Source organism: Longispora albida DSM 44784, from assembly GCF_000379825.1.
Taxonomy (GTDB): Bacteria; Actinomycetota; Actinomycetes; order Mycobacteriales; family Micromonosporaceae; genus Longispora; species Longispora albida.
This window is the reverse complement of record NZ_KB903814.1, coordinates 565314-579332: the sequence shown is the minus strand read 5'-3', so window position 1 is coordinate 579332 and position 14019 is coordinate 565314. Positions and strand designations below refer to the sequence as shown.

Sequence of the window (14019 nt, the reverse complement as noted above, 5' to 3'; positions counted from 1 at the left end):
CGTTGCGAGGCTGGGCGGAGGACCCGGGAGCGTTCGTGGCCCGGTTCTGGTGCGAGGCGGTGGCCTGGGCGGGCTAGCCGGAAACGGGTCGGCGGGGCGGGGCGGACCGTGGCAGGATCCCGGCCATGACAATCCGTTACCCCGCCCCGCTCCAGCCCGGTGACCGGATCGGCGTCACCTCCCCGTCGAGCGGGGTGCCTGCCCATCACCGGCCCCGGCTCGAGTTCTGCCTGGAGTACCTGCGGGGTAAGGGTTTCGAGGTGGTGGCCGGCGAGTGCATGGACGGCAGCGGCATCGTCAGCGCCCCGCCGCGTGAGCGCGCAGCCGAGCTGACCGCGATGCTCACCGACCCGTCGATCCGGGCCGTCGTCCCGCCGTGGGGCGGGGAGATCTCCACCGACCTGATGCCGTACCTGGACTTCGACGCGATCGCGGCAGCCGATCCGACCTGGCTCGTCGGCTTCTCCGACATGTCGACCGTGCTCCTGCCGATCACCACCATGACCGGGATCGCCACCCTGCACGGGCAGAACCTGATGGACACGCCGTTCCGCAGGCCGGAGGAGACCAGGCCGTGGCTGGACGTGGCTTCGGCACCGGCTGGCGGCCGGATCGAGCAGAGCGCGGCCGTCGCGACCAGGAAGCCGGGCTTCGACAACTTCACCGATCACCCGGACCTGACGGAGTGGACGTTCGACCGGCCCGGCGGGTGGCGGCTGCTCGACCCGGGCGCCGGGCCGGTGCGGGCGTCCGGGCGGCTGATCGGCGGCTGCGTCGAGACGGTCGGCTGGCTGGCCGGTACGCCGTACGGCGACGTCAGGGGCTTCGCGGAGAAGCACGCACCCGAGGGCCTGATCGTCTACGTTGAGGTCTGCGGGAACGAGGCCAGCGACACCGCCAGGTCACTGTGGGCGATGCGGCTGGCAGGCTGGTTCGAGCACGCCAGTGCGATCCTGTTCGCCAGGACCAGCGGCAAGGCGACCGGAGCCTTCACGCAGGACGACGCGGTCCGCAGCGCGTTCGGTGACCTGGGCGTCCCGGTCGTCATGGACGTCGACTGCGGGCACATCGCCCCGCACCTGTCCCTCGTCAACGGTGCTCTGGCCGAGGTCGTCGTGGACGGCGCCGAGCAGCGGATCAGCCAGGCGCTGGTGTGACGGCGTGACGGAGCGGCCCGGGGACCTCGGCCCGGGCCGCTCCAGCCTCACTGCCGTCAGGGCTGCCAGATCAGGCTCCGCAGATCGGTACCCCTGACGACCTGCACCCGCCACGGCTCGATCCGGATCACGTGGAACCCGGGATCCGCCGGGCTCTCCCAGTACCGCGCGGGGTCGTAGCCGAGCCCGGCCGGGCTCCCGGCCCGGTACAGCTCCCACACCCGGGCCTTGACGGCCGGATCGTCCTCCCAGGCGGAACGGCTGTCGACGTGGACGGCGTTCTGGCGGGGGCTCCAGTACGAGTACGTGGTGTGCGGGTTGCCCGCCAGGTGCGCTGCCTTGACCTTCGTCCGGTAGCTCGCGAGCCAGCCGACCGGCTTGCCGCCGGTGAGTTCCCAGATCGGGAAGAGCACCCGGGACCTCGGCCTGCCGAGCTTGTCCACTGTGGTCATGGTCGCGTACTTGATGTCGGTCACGTACCGGGCGAACTCCGCCTCGATGTCCGCGAACCTCTCCACCTTCTCCGCCATCAGCCGGCCACCATCTCGGACACCGGCTCCGCGCTGGTGCTCGACCGCCGGGCGCGCAGCCCCGACCCCGCCACCACCACCGCGATCACGGCAGCCACCAGCGGCACGAGCAGCGCCGCCCGGTACCCGGACAGCAGCCCGGCCGCCCCGTCGTCCGTGGCCGCGACCATCACGGCCGTGGCCGCCGACATGCCCAGCGCCGTGCCGAACTGGAGCGACGTGTAGAGCAGCCCGCCGGCCAGCCCGTGCTCGGCCTCGGCCACGCCGTCGGTGCCCGCGATGGTCAGCGGCCCGTACACCAGGGCGAAGGCCAGCCCGAGCAGCAGCATCGCCGGGAACATGGCAGCGTAGGTCCAGTCGGGGCCGAGCGGGGCGAAGGTCGCGTAGCCGATCGCGGCCAGCACCAGCCCGCCGGTGATCACCCGCCACGTGCCGAACCGTTCGACCAGCCGGGGCGTCAGCGTCGGCGCGAGTACCGCGTCGATGCCGATCACCAGCAGCGCCAGGCTCGTGCTGAGCGGGCTCCAGCCCCGCAGGTCCTGCAGGTAGAGCACCACGACGTACTGGAAGGCCGCGAACCCGGCGATGAACAGCAGGCCGGTCGCGTTGGCCCGGACCAGCGCCGCGTTCCGGAACACGCCGAACCGGACCAGCGGGGCGGCCGAGCGCCGCTCGATCACGGCGAACAACGCGAAGGCCACCCCGGCTGCGGTCAGCGTCGCGACCGTCCACACCGGATGGACATGGCTCGCCCGCTCGATCGCCGTGACCAGGAGCACGAGCGCGGCTGTGATGGCCAGCGCGCCCGGCAGGTCGAGCCTCCGGCCACCCGCGCCCTCCGTGGCGGCGGGTGACGGCGTACGGGGAAGGATGATGAGTGCGGCGGCCAGCAGGACGGCGGCGAGCACAACGGGAGCGAAGAACACCCAGCGCCAGCCGAAACCGGTGAGCAGCCCGCCGATCACGAGGCCGAGAGAGAAGCCGCCGGCCGCGGTGCCGGAGTAGATCAGCAGCGCCCGGTTGCGCTGTGCGCCCTCCGGGATGGACGTGGTGATGATGGACAGCCCGGCCGGGGCCATGAAGGCCGAGGCCACGCCGGTCACGAACCGGACGGCGATCAGCATCCAGCTCTCCGTCGCGAATCCGCCCAGCCCGGAGAACAGCAGGAACACCGCCAGCCAGAACAGGAACATCCGCCGCCGGCCGAGCAGGTCGGCCGCCCGGCCGCCGATCAGCATGAATCCGCCGTAGCCCAGCACGTACGCGCTGATCACCCACTGGAGCGAGCTGGCGGGCAGGCCGAGGTCGGCGCGGATGGCAGGCAGGGCGACGTTGAACATCGCGACGTCGATGCCCTCGAGGAAGATGGCGCCGCACAGCACCAGGAGCACGGCCCATGCCCGGGGGCTCATCCTGTCCGGGCTGCGGGAGGGCTGTGCGGGGTGTGACGTTGCCGATGACACTGACATCGAAGCTCCTTTATGGACCCAGGAAGAGGGCACGGCGCGGCGCACCCCTGCCCTGGCGTGGAGGCGGTTACCGGATGGAGGGTCGGTTCCCTCTTGTAACCACCTCGATCGTGCGTCACGATCGGGAGCTATGGAAGAAGGCACTTTGACCGCACTCGGTTACTGCGGGGGAACCGAGGACTATTCGGCCCGGCAGTGGGACGGCAGGGAGGGCTGCGAGGTCCGCCAGATCCTGGACCGGGTGGCCGACAAGTGGTCGCTCCTGGTGATCGCGCTGCTCGACCGGCGCGGCCTGCGCTTCACCGAGCTGAAGCGGGAGATCGACGGGATCAGCCAGCGGATGCTCACCGTCACCCTCCGCCAGCTCGAACGCGACGGCCTGATCAGCCGGACGGTCCACCCGGTCGTCCCGCCCCGGGTGGACTACGCGCTCACCCCGCTCGGCGAGACGCTGCACGCGACCATCCAGTCCCTGGTCATGTGGACGGAGACACACCAGGACGAGATCGCGGCGGCCCGAGCGGACTACGACCAGCGCGCCGAGCTGGCCCCGGCCTGACGAAACCGGTCCGTGCGGTCCGGGCCGCCGTGGGAGGATCTTGAGCATGTCTATCCGTTACCCAGCCCCGCTCCAGCCCGGCGACCGGATCGGGGTCACGTCCCCGTCCGCAGGGATCGGCCCCCGGCACCAGGCCCGGCTGGAGTTCTGCGTGGAGTTCCTCCGGGCCAAGGGCTACGACGTGGTGGTCGGCGAGTGCATGGACGGCACCGGCCTGGTCAGCGCCCCGCCGGCCGCCCGCGCCGCCGAGCTGACCGCCATGCTCACCGACCCGGCCATCAAGGCCGTCGTCCCGCCGTGGGGCGGCGACCTCGCCATCGACCTGATGCCGCACCTGGACTTCGGCGCGATCGCCGACGCCGATCCGACGTGGCTCGTCGGCTTCTCCGACATGTCGACCGTGCTGCTGGCGCTCACCACTCTGACTGGCATCGCGACGCTGCACGGCCAGAACCTGATGGACACCCCTTATCGCGTACCCGAGCCGCTCCTGCCCTGGCTCGACGTGGCGTCCAGTCCGGCCGGCGCGCGGTTCGAGCAGGGCGCTGCGGCCGCCACCAAGTCGGCAGGGTTCGACGACTGGACGGCGAAGCCGGACTTCACCGAATGGACCCTCACCGAACCCGGCGGCTGGCGGCTCCTCGACCCGGCAGCAGGCCCGGTCCGCGCGGCCGGCCGGCTGATCGGCGGCTGCGTCGAGACGGCGGGCCCGCTGGCCGGCACGCCGTACGGGGACGTCCGCGGTTTCGCGGAGAAGCACGCCCCCGAGGGCCTGATCGTCTACGTGGAGGTCGGCGGGAGCGAGGCCGGTGACATCGCCCGCCTGCTGTGGAGCATGCGCCTGGCCGGCTGGTTCGACCACGCGAACGCAATCCTGACCGGCCGGACCCGTGCCCCCGGTACCGGAGCCTTCACCCAGGACGACGCGGTCCGCAGCGCCCTCGGTGACCTGGGCGTCCCGGTCGTCATGGACGTCGACTGCGGGCACATCGCCCCGCACCTCGCGCTGGTCAACGGAGCGCTGGCCGAGGTCACCGCTGACGGCGCGGTCCAGCGGATCACCCAGTCCCTTACCTGAGCAGGCCCAGCACCAGCGAAGCGATGGAGAAGCTCGTGAACGCCGCCCACCCGACGAGGTTGCGGGAGCCGACGCGCAGGTGGGCGGCGAGCGCGAGGATGAAGTACAGCACCAGGCCCGCGGCGGCGAGGATGCCGATCAGGGGTACCCAGATGCCGGTCACCAGGCCAGCCGAGCCCGCGGCGAGGAACGTCCCCAGCATCGGCATCCACGAGTGCGGCAGCCGCTTCATGTCCATCTGCGCGGTCGGGTACGGGTGCCGGATGAAGTACGTGACGGCGGCGCTGGCGGCCATGAACGCGGTGAGAATGGTGACCGTGAGATAGGCGGCGAACATGGGTACTCCTCGGGTGGCGTGCAGGGCAGGCTGGTTGCCTGTCGGCGACAGGACGAGACAGCCCCGGAGAACGTGACGCAGTGTGACCCAGGTCGCAGCGAGCGGGTTCTCTGATGATCTTGTAGTTTCGCTGATGTGAGCGACGAGGGCAAAACTCAGGTCCGGCTGGCGGCGGAGCAGGACGCGGGCGTGATCGCCAGCATCCACATGGCCTCCCGGTCGGCGACCATGCCGTACCTGCCACCGCAGAAGCGCAACCACGAGCAGGTGACCCGATGGGTCGTGGACGTCCTGCTCGGTCAGTGCCGTACCTGGGTCGCGGTACGTGACGGCGAGATCACCGGCTACGCCGCCCTTGACGGCGACATGCTGGAACACCTCTACCTGCGCCCCGGCGTCCGCCGGCAGGGCATCGGCACGCTACTCCTCGACGAGGTCAGGCGGCACAGCCCGGCTGGGGTGTCCCTGCACGTCTTCCAGCAGAACACCGGCGCCCGCGCGTTCTACGAGCGCCACGGTTTCACCGTTCTCGACACCAGCGACGGCGACCGCAACATGGAGAACCTGCCGGACATGACCCTGCGCTGGACGCCGGTCAGTTCTGAGTAGCGCGGAAACAGGTGATGAAGTTCAGGTACCGCGCCCACTGGCCGGTCGTGTTGTAGCCGCGATAGCCGTCGTTACCGCAGAACCCCTGCTGGTACGCCCCCGCGTTGTAGCCGGAAACGTACACGTTCGCCCGCGAGCAGTCCGCGAACGTCAGCCGCATGGCGTCCCCGGATCCCACCCGGAGCATGCAGTTGCGCGGCCGGCCGTAGGCGGCGTCGTCGCCGTACCGGTACGTCATGCACACCACGACAGACAGGTCCGGCCGGGCCTCGGTGTGCGCCAGCCGGTACCGGACCCGCACGTCCTCCTGGCAGCGATTCGAGTCGCTCGTGCCCTGGATCAACTGGAGTACCTGGAACGTGTGGTCGGCACACTGGACGATCCGCCAGCTCGACCCGTCGGCGTTGCCCATTGCGCAGTGCCCGGCCTGCGCGTTGAAGAGGTTGTCCCGGTACAGGTACTGGAGGCACAGCACCATCGCCTGCCGTGAACCGCTCGCCTCCCAGCCCAGCCGCCAGTTCGTGCCCGTGACGTTCCTGCACTGCCCCGAGGCGTCGGAACTCCCGTCGACCCGCTTGAGCACCTTGAAGCTGCCGGGCGTGCACGTGCCGCGGTGCAGCTCCGACGTGTCCCCAGTGGAGTACTTGTCCTCGAAACAGTCCCCGGCAGCCGCCGTGTACGCCCCGTCGTAGGGCTTCGTGGTCGTCGTACGGGCCGGCGTCGGAGCCGGCGTTGGTTCCTCCCTGCGCGGCGTGGACTTGACCTCCGGGGCGCGGGGGACAGTAGTGACACGCGGCGATTGCTTCGTCTCACGCGGCTCCGGTGCCGGGGTCGGTTCCGCTGTGATCTGGTCCCAGACCTTGCCGAGCAGCCCGGCCACGGCAGGCACACCCCCGCCGGCCACCAGGACGAGAACGAGAATGACGGCGGCGGCAAGGCCCCCGGACCTGGACTTGGCCGGACGCGGGGGCGGGGCCGCCGGCGGACCCGGAACAAACGGAGCCTCGGCGGAACGAGGCGGCTCGTGCGCTCGGGGTGGATCGGCAGGCGGGGAGGACGGCGGGAACGGGGTGCGTTCCTTCTTCGTCCCGGCCGGCCGGATCCGCAGGGTCGGGCCCCGGTCGATGATCGTGGTGTGGTCGCCGTCCGGGTTGAGCAGCCGGACCAGCTCGGCATCCTGGTCGGCAGTCATCTGTATGACCGGGCCCGGCCACAGCCGCGTCGTGACGGGCAGCGGGCCGATCCGCGCGAGCAGCAGGTGCAGGCTGGGCCGCTTCGCCGGATCCTTCGCCAGGCAGGGCCGGATGATCGGCAGCAGCCCGGCCGGGACCCCGGACAGGTCCGGCTCGGCGTGCACCACGTTGTACAGCGTCTGCGGCGTGCCGGCTCCCGCGAACGGGCTCCGGCCGGTACACGCCATGACCAGCACCACGCCCAGCGAGAAGACGTCGCTGGCCGGTGTGATCTTTCCGCTGCTCGCCTGCTCCGGGGACATGAAGCCGGGCGCGCCGATCAGCCACCCCGTGTGCGTCAGCTCCGAGCCGCCCTCGGCGTCCAGCGCGCGGGCGATGCCGAAGTCGATCAGGCGCGGCCCGTCCGGGGAGAGCAGCACATTGGACGGTTTCACGTCGCGGTGGACGATGCCAGAACGATGGATCTCGCTGAGCGCCGTGGCGAGGCCGGCCGCCAGCCGCAGCACCGCCGGTACGGGGAGCACCCCGCCATCGCGGACGGCCTCCAGCAGCGACGGGCCCGGAACAAATACCGAAGCCAGCCAGGGTGCCTCGCCGCTGGTGTCCGCGTCGATCACCGCCGCCGTGTAGGCCCCGGACACCCGGCGGGACGCGGCGACCTCGTTCCGGAACCGGGCCAGGAACTCGGCGTCCTCCGCGTACTGCGGCCGGATCAGCTTCACCGCGACCAGCCGGCCGTCGGGACCGTGGCCGAGCAGCACCCGGCCCATGCCGCCCCGGCCCAGCTCGGCGAGGAGCCGGTAGGGGCCGGTCTCGCGCGGGTCGCCATCCGCCAGCGGCTTCACCCTGACCTCCCCACAGCCCGGTTCACCAAGTTCGATGAACCTGAAGCTTAGAGCGTCAGGTCAAACCGGGCATCACGCCATCGTCCACACAGGACGACGTCGCGGCTCGTCACCTGGCCTGACCAGAGCCACTCGGCTGCGTGCGCGTTACGGCACGCTCTGCACCGAGCAGAACGTGCTGCTGAGTTCCACGCACACGCATGCCGGCCCGGCTGGCTACTCGCACTATGCCGCGTACAACCTTTCCTCGTACGGGTTCAACGCCGCCACCTTCGGCGCGATGAGCTGGTTCGGCACGCACGGCACGTCGCTGACCAACGGCAACCGCCTGATCAGCGGGGACAACAAGGGCTATGCGGCGTACCTGTGGGAGCACTCCGCTCCCGCACCGGGCTTCGTCGCGGCCTTCATGCAGGCCAGCTCCGCCGACATCTCCCCGAACCTGAACCTGCGCCCCGGCTCCGGCCCGACCGAGAACCCGGTCGAGAACACCCGGATCATCGGCCAGCGCCAGGCCGAAGCGGCCGTGAACATCCACAGTGGATCGACGTCCACCCTGACCGGCGGCGTCGGCTACCGGCACACGTTCGCCGACATGTCCGCCGTGACGGTCAGCCCCGCGTACACGGGCGACGGCCAGCCGCACACCACCTGCCCGGCCGCGATCGGCGTGAGCATGCTCGCGGGCAGTACCGAGGACGGACCGGGCATCCCGCTCCTCCCCGAAGGCGTGCGCAACCCGTTCGTCGACGCCCTCGGCGGCCTCGGCCTCCCCGTACCCGGCTCGCTCGCCGCCTGCCAGGCCCCGAAGCCCGTGGCCGTGCCGGTCGGGCTGATGCAGCCGGTGCCGTGGACGCCGGAGGTGCTCCCATTGCAGCTGCTCTGGATCGGTGACCTCTACATCGCCGGGGTGCCGGCCGAGGTGACGATCGTGTCCGGGTACCGGCTGCGCCGGACCATCGCCGCCAGCCTCGGGGTGCCGGCCGGCAACGTCATCATCGCGGGCTTCGCCAACGCGTACTCGCAGTACCTGGCGACGCCGGAGGAGTACGAGGCGCAGCAGTACGAGGGCGCGTCGACGCTGTTCAGCAAGTGGACGCTGCCGGCGTACCAGCAGGAGTTCGCCCGGCTCGGCTCGGCGATGCGCGCCGGCCAGGCGGTACCGGCCGGGCCGGCGCCGCGCGACCTGCGGAACAACCAGCTGAGCTTCCAGACGGGTGTCGTGTTCGACGACGTGCCGCTCGGCAGGTGGTTCGGGGACGTGGAGACGCAGCCGCGGGCGCAGTACGCGGCAGGGCAGACAGCCAGGGCCGTCTTCTGGACCGGGCACCCGAAGAACAACCTGCGCCGGGGCGGCACGTTCCTGGAGGTCCAGCGGCTGACCGGCGGAACGTGGACCCGGGTCGCCGGCGACAAGGACTGGTCGACCGTGTACCGGTGGGCGCACTCCGGCATCGCCTACTCGACGGCGACGGTGGAGTGGAGCATCCCGGCCGGTACGCCGGCTGGCACGTACCGGATCGTGCACCACGGTGACTGGAAGAGCGGGTGGGCGGGCAAGGTGAGCCCGCTGACCGGAACATCCCGGACGTTCACAGTGACGTAGCACGCATTTCGGCCAGCCGTTCATCCATAGTGGATCATTGACTGGCACCGTACGTGAAATGTCTTACACGTTGATGTCCCGCCGTCGCATTCTCGGCCTCGCGGCCCTCACCACGGCAGCGGCGGCGGGCCTGCCCGTCATCAGCACGTCCCGCCGTGCGGCAGCCGCGGCGGGTGCGGACTTCGTGCCCGCGATCGTCATCGGTACCGGCTACGGCGCCGCCGTGTCCGCCCTCCGGCTCGGTGAGGCCGGCGTGGCGACCCTGATGCTGGAGATGGGCCAGCTGTGGGACCGGCCCGGCCTCGACGGCAAGGTGTTCACGCAGGTCACGAAGCCCGACCACCGCTCGATGTGGTTCAGGGACCGCACGGAGGCCCCGCTCGGCTCGTTCCTCTGGCTCGACGTGATCAACAAGAACATCACGCCGTACGCCGGGGTGCTCGACCGGGTGCAGTTCGCCGACATGGGTGTCTACGTCGGACGTGGTGTCGGTGGCGGCTCGCTCGTCAACGGCGGCATGGCCGTGACGCCGCCGCGCGGGTACTTCGAGGAGATCCTGCCGGGCGTGGACTCCGCCGAGATGTACGGCCGGTACTTCCCGCTCGCCAACCAGATGCTCGGCGTGAACACGATCCGGCCCGGCTACTTCGAGTCGAGCCCGTACTACCAGTTCGCCAGGGTCGCACGCGCGCACGCCCACCGGGCAGGGTTCCAGACGGCCTTCGTGCCCAACGTCTACGACTTCTCCTACATGGAGCGCGAGGAACGCGGCGAGGTGCCACGGTCGGCGCTGAACGGCGAGGTCATCTACGGCAACAACCACGGCAAGCTCAGCCTCGACAAGACGTACCTCGCCGCGGCCCTCGGTACCGGCAAGGTCACCATCCAGACGATGAGCCGGGTGACCCGGATCCGGCAGCAGGCCGACGGCACGTACACGCTGACTCTCACGGTGAGCACCCCCGAAGGCGCGACGGTCAGCACCTCCGAGATCAGCTGCCGCTACCTCTTCCTCGGCGCCGGCAGCCTCGGCTCCACCGAGCTGCTGCTCAAGGCCCGCGACACCGGCGACCTCCCGCGGCTCGGCGGCGAGCTGGGCCGGGGCTGGGGCCACAACGGCAACGTGATGCTGGCCCGCGCCAACCACATCTGGGACCCGACCGGCATCAAGCAGTCCACCATCCCGACCCTCGGCATCAACGACTGGAACCACCCCACGCGGCCGGTGTTCGCCGAGATCGCGCCGATGCCCGCCGGCATGGAAACCTGGATCAGCCTGTACCTGGCCATCACCAAGAACCCCGAACGCGGCACGCTCTACTACGACAGCACCACCGGCAAGCTGGGCCTCACCTGGACCCGGGCCCAGAACCAGCCGTCCGTGGCTGCGGCCAAGGACCTCTTCGACCACATGAACCGGGTCAACGTCACCGTCTACCGTTCCGACCTGTTCGGCGACACCCGTACCTTCGCCGACGACTTCTGCTACCACCCGCTCGGCGGCGCCGTCCTCGGCCGGGCCACCGACGGCTACGGCCGGGTCAAGGGCTACGACCGGCTGTACGTGACCGACGGCGCGCTGCTGCCCGGCTCGGTCGGCGTGAACCCGTTCGTCACGATCACCGCCCTCGCCGAGCGCAACCTCGCCCGGATCGTCACCGAGGACATCGCCTGAAACCATGATCATGGGACCCCTCATGTCGCTATAGCGACATGAGGGGTCCCATTCACCAGCCGCACCGCACCGGTACAGCTCGTTACTGTCAGGAACCCGACGCCCGCGCCAGCGCATGTCGATCTAGGCTCCGGCCATGCTCTGCCATGCCTGCCGGGTGCACGTGAGGCGGGACTTCCCCTACTGCCTGCACTGCGGGATCCTCCGGCCCGGCGTACCGGCCGACGCCTCCGGGCCGCCACGGCTCACCGTGGACGGCGGGGCCGAGCACGCCCTGAGCGAGCACGTCACGACCGTCGGGCGCGGGCCGGGCAACGACGTGGTGATCGACCACCCGAGTGTGTCGCGCAGCCATGCCCGGATCGAGCGGACCGCCGCCGGGTACGTCGTCGAGGATCTCGGGTCCTTCAACGGGACGCGGGCCGGGGCCCGGGCGCTCCGCTCGTCGAGCTGCCGGCTCGCCGACGGGATGGAGCTGCTGTTCGGGGACGTGCCGGTGGTCTTCGAGCAGCCGAGGGCCGACCGGACCCACCTGTGGGACGGGTCGGAGGACACGATCGTCCACGGTGGACGGCCACAGCGGCACGGCGCGGTCGCCGTCAAGCAGCTCCCCGACGGGAGCTACGTCCTGCGGAACACGAGCACCGGCCGGTACATCGAGCTGGACGAGCGGGATCTCTACGTGTGGCGGCTGCTCGACGGGCGGCGGAGCGTGCTGGACCTGGTCGTCGAGTACGCCGACGAGTACGGGGAGCTGGCCCTCGCGAAGATCGAGCGGGCGCTGCGCGTGTTCGCCGACGAGGGGCTGCTGCACGGGACGCAGGCGCGGCCAGCCAGGCGCTGGTACCACGTGGAGTGGTCGATCGGCGGGCTCGACGGGCTGCTGGGCAGGGCATACCGGTCATTCGGGTGGGTTTTCTTCACTGGTACCGGGAAAGGGGGTTTGTGGGGTCTGATCGTGGCCGGCCTCCTCGCGCTGTGGGCCGCCACGGGGCAGCACCGGCTGCTCGACTTCGGCGGGCCGCTGGGGATCGTGGCGGCCGGAGCCGGCTACCTGCTCGCCACCCTCCTGCACGAGGCCGCGCACGCACTCACCGTGAAGTCATATGGCCGGAGGGTGAACAGAGCCGGGGTCGCGCTGATCCTCGGCCTGCCGTTCGCCTTTGTGGACACCAGCGACATGTGGCTGGCCTCGCGCCGGGCCAGGATGGCCGTGACCCTGGCCGGGCCGCTCACGACCGCCGCGCTGGCCGGCCTCGCGTCGATCGGGGCCGCCGCCGGATCGGCTGCCAGCTTCCAGCTTGCGGTGATGCTGTATCTGAGCACTGTGTACAACCTGAACCCGCTGTTACCCACGGACGGCTACCAGGCCCTGTCCGACCTGGTGCGCAGGCCGGCCCTCCGTGAGGAGTCCTTCGGCTACCTCTTCCGCCGGGAGGGCGGGCTGTGGTCGGACCTCCGCCAGCGGCGGGCACCCAGGATCGGCCTGGCACTGTATGCCCTGCTCGCCCTGGCCACCGCACTCCTGACCGCCGCGATGACGCCTCCGCTCGTGTTCTGTGTCATCATGGTCGCCCTGTTCCCGGTCTGGCTACGGCTGGGCTGGCGGCGTCGGAAACTGAGCCGAGGACTGGCAGGAGTGACCCGGTGAACAACGAACCGACAGTGGTCTCCGGACTGCAGCTGACCGGAGTCGGCCGCAAGAGCCGGTTCGGTACCTGGTGGGTGGCGCGCGGCCCGGCCGGCCTGCGCGGCGCACTGCTGCTGGACCCCGCGCTGTCCCGGGGCGCGGCCCTCGACCGCGTCGTGGCGCAGGTCGTCGCGGTCCGTGGCCTGGCGGTGACCGGTGTCCTGCCCGTCGCCGACCTGGTGACCGAGGGCGGCCGGGTCTGGCTGATCACCAGCGAACCCGCGAGTCCCACGGTCGCCGAGCTGCTCTCCAAGCCGAACCGCGACGGTGACGACGCCATCGCCGTCGCGCTGTGGACGGGGCAGACGCTGCACGGCCTGCACACCGGCGGGCTGGTGCACGGCGACTTCGGCCCGCACAACATCGTGCTGACCGGCAGCGGGGCCGCCGCGCTGATCGAGGTCGGCCTGGCCTCCGGTGACGTCGAGTCCGACGTCCGGGCCTGGGCGGCGCTGCTGCTCGTGCTGGCCGAGCGCTGGGGCGACCCCGGCCTGACCAGGGCCGCCACGATCGCCAAGGTCTCCGGGCTGGCGGCAGCGCTCGACGCCCTGGCGGGGACGGCGACCGTGGCCCTGCCGCCGCAGGTACCGGCACAGCCTGTTGTTCCCGTGGTCCAGCCGGTTGTGCCTCAGCCTGTTCCTCAGCAGCAGCCGAAGGTGGCGGAGTCCACTGTGCTCCTCGGCGGGTACGAGCCGACGGCCCAGCTGGGCTCGTCCCAGGGGGAGCAGACCCGGCCGGGTGCCATGAACACTGCGGCGGGCGGTACGGGCGACGACGTGCGGCTGCGCTTCGGCACCGGCGTACCGGCGGCCGTCGAGCAGGCGTGGAAGGGCGGCCCGCCCCAGCCGCCGAAGAAGAAACGCCGTCTCGGCAAGATCATCAGCGGGGCGATCACCGGCGCGCTGATCGGCGGCGTCGTCGCGTACTTCCTCTGGTTCAACTCGCACCCCCTGCACGTGTCGGGCGCGCGGGTCGCTCCGGCCACCCCGCCGGGTGAGGCGTGTGAGATCACAGTGGACGTTGTCGGGACGATCACGACCAACGGCCGGCCGGGCACCATCACGTACCGCTGGCTGCGCAGTGACGGCAAGGAGACCGAGGAGCTGCGGCAGCGGGTCGCCGACGGCCAGAAGTCGGTGGACGTGCACCTGCACTGGAAGTTCAGCGGGCAGGGCAGCTACAAGGCCACCGCCACGCTCAAGGTCACCGGCCCCGACGCGCAGGCAGCTACCGGGGAGTTCACCTACAGTTGCAAGGGGACTACGTAGCGT

Annotated in this window: 12 protein-coding genes; 8 read left to right on the top strand and 4 right to left on the bottom strand. The window is 70.9% G+C overall.

Annotated elements, in window-relative coordinates:
* Nucleotides 1–125 precede the first annotated feature (125 nt).
* Nucleotides 126–1157, top strand: a complete 1032-nt coding sequence (locus tag A3G1_RS0106820) for a S66 family peptidase (RefSeq protein WP_018348722.1) — start codon at nt 126–128, stop codon at nt 1155–1157.
* Between the two features lie 56 nt (nt 1158–1213).
* Here the strand turns inward: A3G1_RS0106820 and A3G1_RS0106815 are convergent, their stop codons facing one another.
* Together A3G1_RS0106815 and A3G1_RS33595 are read right to left on the bottom strand one after the other, a co-directional pair.
* Nucleotides 1214–1687, bottom strand: a complete 474-nt coding sequence (locus A3G1_RS0106815; protein WP_018348721.1) for a pyridoxamine 5'-phosphate oxidase family protein — start codon at nt 1685–1687, stop codon at nt 1214–1216.
* Entirely contained in the window at nt 1687–3099 is a 1413-nt protein-coding gene (locus tag A3G1_RS33595; RefSeq protein ID WP_040477673.1) for an MFS transporter, read from the bottom strand. Before A3G1_RS33595 ends, A3G1_RS0106815 begins: the two co-directional genes overlap by 1 nt.
* Before the next feature lie 202 nt (nt 3100–3301).
* On the opposite strand from A3G1_RS33595, the gene A3G1_RS0106805 reads away from it, so the two are divergent.
* Together A3G1_RS0106805 and A3G1_RS0106800 are read left to right on the top strand one after the other, a co-directional pair.
* Entirely contained in the window at nt 3302–3715 is a 414-nt protein-coding gene (locus A3G1_RS0106805) for a winged helix-turn-helix transcriptional regulator (protein ID WP_018348719.1), read from the top strand.
* A gap of 46 nt (nt 3716–3761) precedes the next feature.
* Nucleotides 3762–4793, top strand: coding sequence for a S66 family peptidase (locus tag A3G1_RS0106800; protein ID WP_018348718.1), 1032 nt, complete (start codon nt 3762–3764; stop codon nt 4791–4793).
* Here the strand turns inward: A3G1_RS0106800 and A3G1_RS0106795 are convergent.
* A complete protein-coding gene (locus tag A3G1_RS0106795; protein WP_018348717.1) occupies nt 4786–5130 on the bottom strand; it encodes a DoxX family protein in 345 nt (114 codons plus the stop codon). The genes A3G1_RS0106800 and A3G1_RS0106795 overlap by 8 nt on opposite strands.
* A 135-nt stretch (nt 5131–5265) precedes the next feature.
* Between A3G1_RS0106795 and A3G1_RS0106790 the strand changes: the two genes are divergently transcribed.
* Nucleotides 5266–5739 (top strand): GNAT family N-acetyltransferase, encoded by a 474-nt coding sequence (locus tag A3G1_RS0106790; protein WP_018348716.1) that lies wholly within the window; start codon nt 5266–5268, stop codon nt 5737–5739.
* Here the strand turns inward: A3G1_RS0106790 and A3G1_RS41335 are convergent.
* Nucleotides 5726–7777: a serine/threonine-protein kinase gene (locus A3G1_RS41335; protein WP_051110450.1), complete on the bottom strand. Its 2052-nt coding sequence runs from the start codon at nt 7775–7777 to the stop codon at nt 5726–5728. The two genes, A3G1_RS0106790 and A3G1_RS41335, sit on opposite strands and share 14 nt — an antisense overlap.
* Before the next feature lie 34 nt (nt 7778–7811).
* Here A3G1_RS41335 and A3G1_RS33585 point away from each other — a divergent pair, with 34 nt between their 5' ends.
* The 4 genes from A3G1_RS33585 to A3G1_RS38245 all read left to right on the top strand — a co-directional run bounded on the left by A3G1_RS33585 (nt 7812) and on the right by A3G1_RS38245 (nt 14016).
* The gene (locus tag A3G1_RS33585; RefSeq protein ID WP_083936784.1) at nt 7812–9383 is read left to right on the top strand and encodes a neutral/alkaline non-lysosomal ceramidase N-terminal domain-containing protein; all 1572 of its coding nucleotides are present in this window, start codon (nt 7812–7814) and stop codon (nt 9381–9383) included.
* 58 nt (nt 9384–9441) lie between these two features.
* Nucleotides 9442–11058, top strand: a complete 1617-nt coding sequence (locus A3G1_RS38255) for a GMC oxidoreductase (protein WP_026211868.1) — start codon at nt 9442–9444, stop codon at nt 11056–11058.
* 136 nt (nt 11059–11194) lie between these two features.
* Nucleotides 11195–12709 (top strand): PqqD family peptide modification chaperone, encoded by a 1515-nt coding sequence (locus A3G1_RS38250; RefSeq protein WP_018348713.1) that lies wholly within the window; start codon nt 11195–11197, stop codon nt 12707–12709.
* Nucleotides 12706–14016, top strand: coding sequence for a flagellar basal body-associated FliL family protein (locus A3G1_RS38245; protein WP_051110448.1), 1311 nt, complete (start codon nt 12706–12708; stop codon nt 14014–14016). Before A3G1_RS38250 ends, A3G1_RS38245 begins: the two co-directional genes overlap by 4 nt.
* Nucleotides 14017–14019 lie beyond the last annotated feature (3 nt).

Excerpts from the sequence above, each read along its gene's own strand:
- A3G1_RS0106820 (WP_018348722.1), top strand. The coding sequence starts at position 126 with ATGACAATCCGTTACCCCGCCCCGCTCCAGCCCGGTGACCGGATCGGC.
- A3G1_RS0106815 (WP_018348721.1), bottom strand. The coding sequence starts at position 1,687 with ATGGCGGAGAAGGTGGAGAGGTTCGCGGACATCGAGGCGGAGTTCGCC.
- A3G1_RS33595 (WP_040477673.1), bottom strand. The coding sequence starts at position 3,099 with ATGAGCCCCCGGGCATGGGCCGTGCTCCTGGTGCTGTGCGGCGCCATC.
- A3G1_RS0106800 (WP_018348718.1), top strand. The coding sequence starts at position 3,762 with ATGTCTATCCGTTACCCAGCCCCGCTCCAGCCCGGCGACCGGATCGGG.
- A3G1_RS0106795 (WP_018348717.1), bottom strand. The coding sequence starts at position 5,130 with ATGTTCGCCGCCTATCTCACGGTCACCATTCTCACCGCGTTCATGGCC.
- A3G1_RS33585 (WP_083936784.1), top strand. The coding sequence starts at position 7,812 with ATGAACCTGAAGCTTAGAGCGTCAGGTCAAACCGGGCATCACGCCATC.
- A3G1_RS38255 (WP_026211868.1), top strand. The coding sequence starts at position 9,442 with ATGTCTTACACGTTGATGTCCCGCCGTCGCATTCTCGGCCTCGCGGCC.
- A3G1_RS38250 (WP_018348713.1), top strand. The coding sequence starts at position 11,195 with ATGCTCTGCCATGCCTGCCGGGTGCACGTGAGGCGGGACTTCCCCTAC.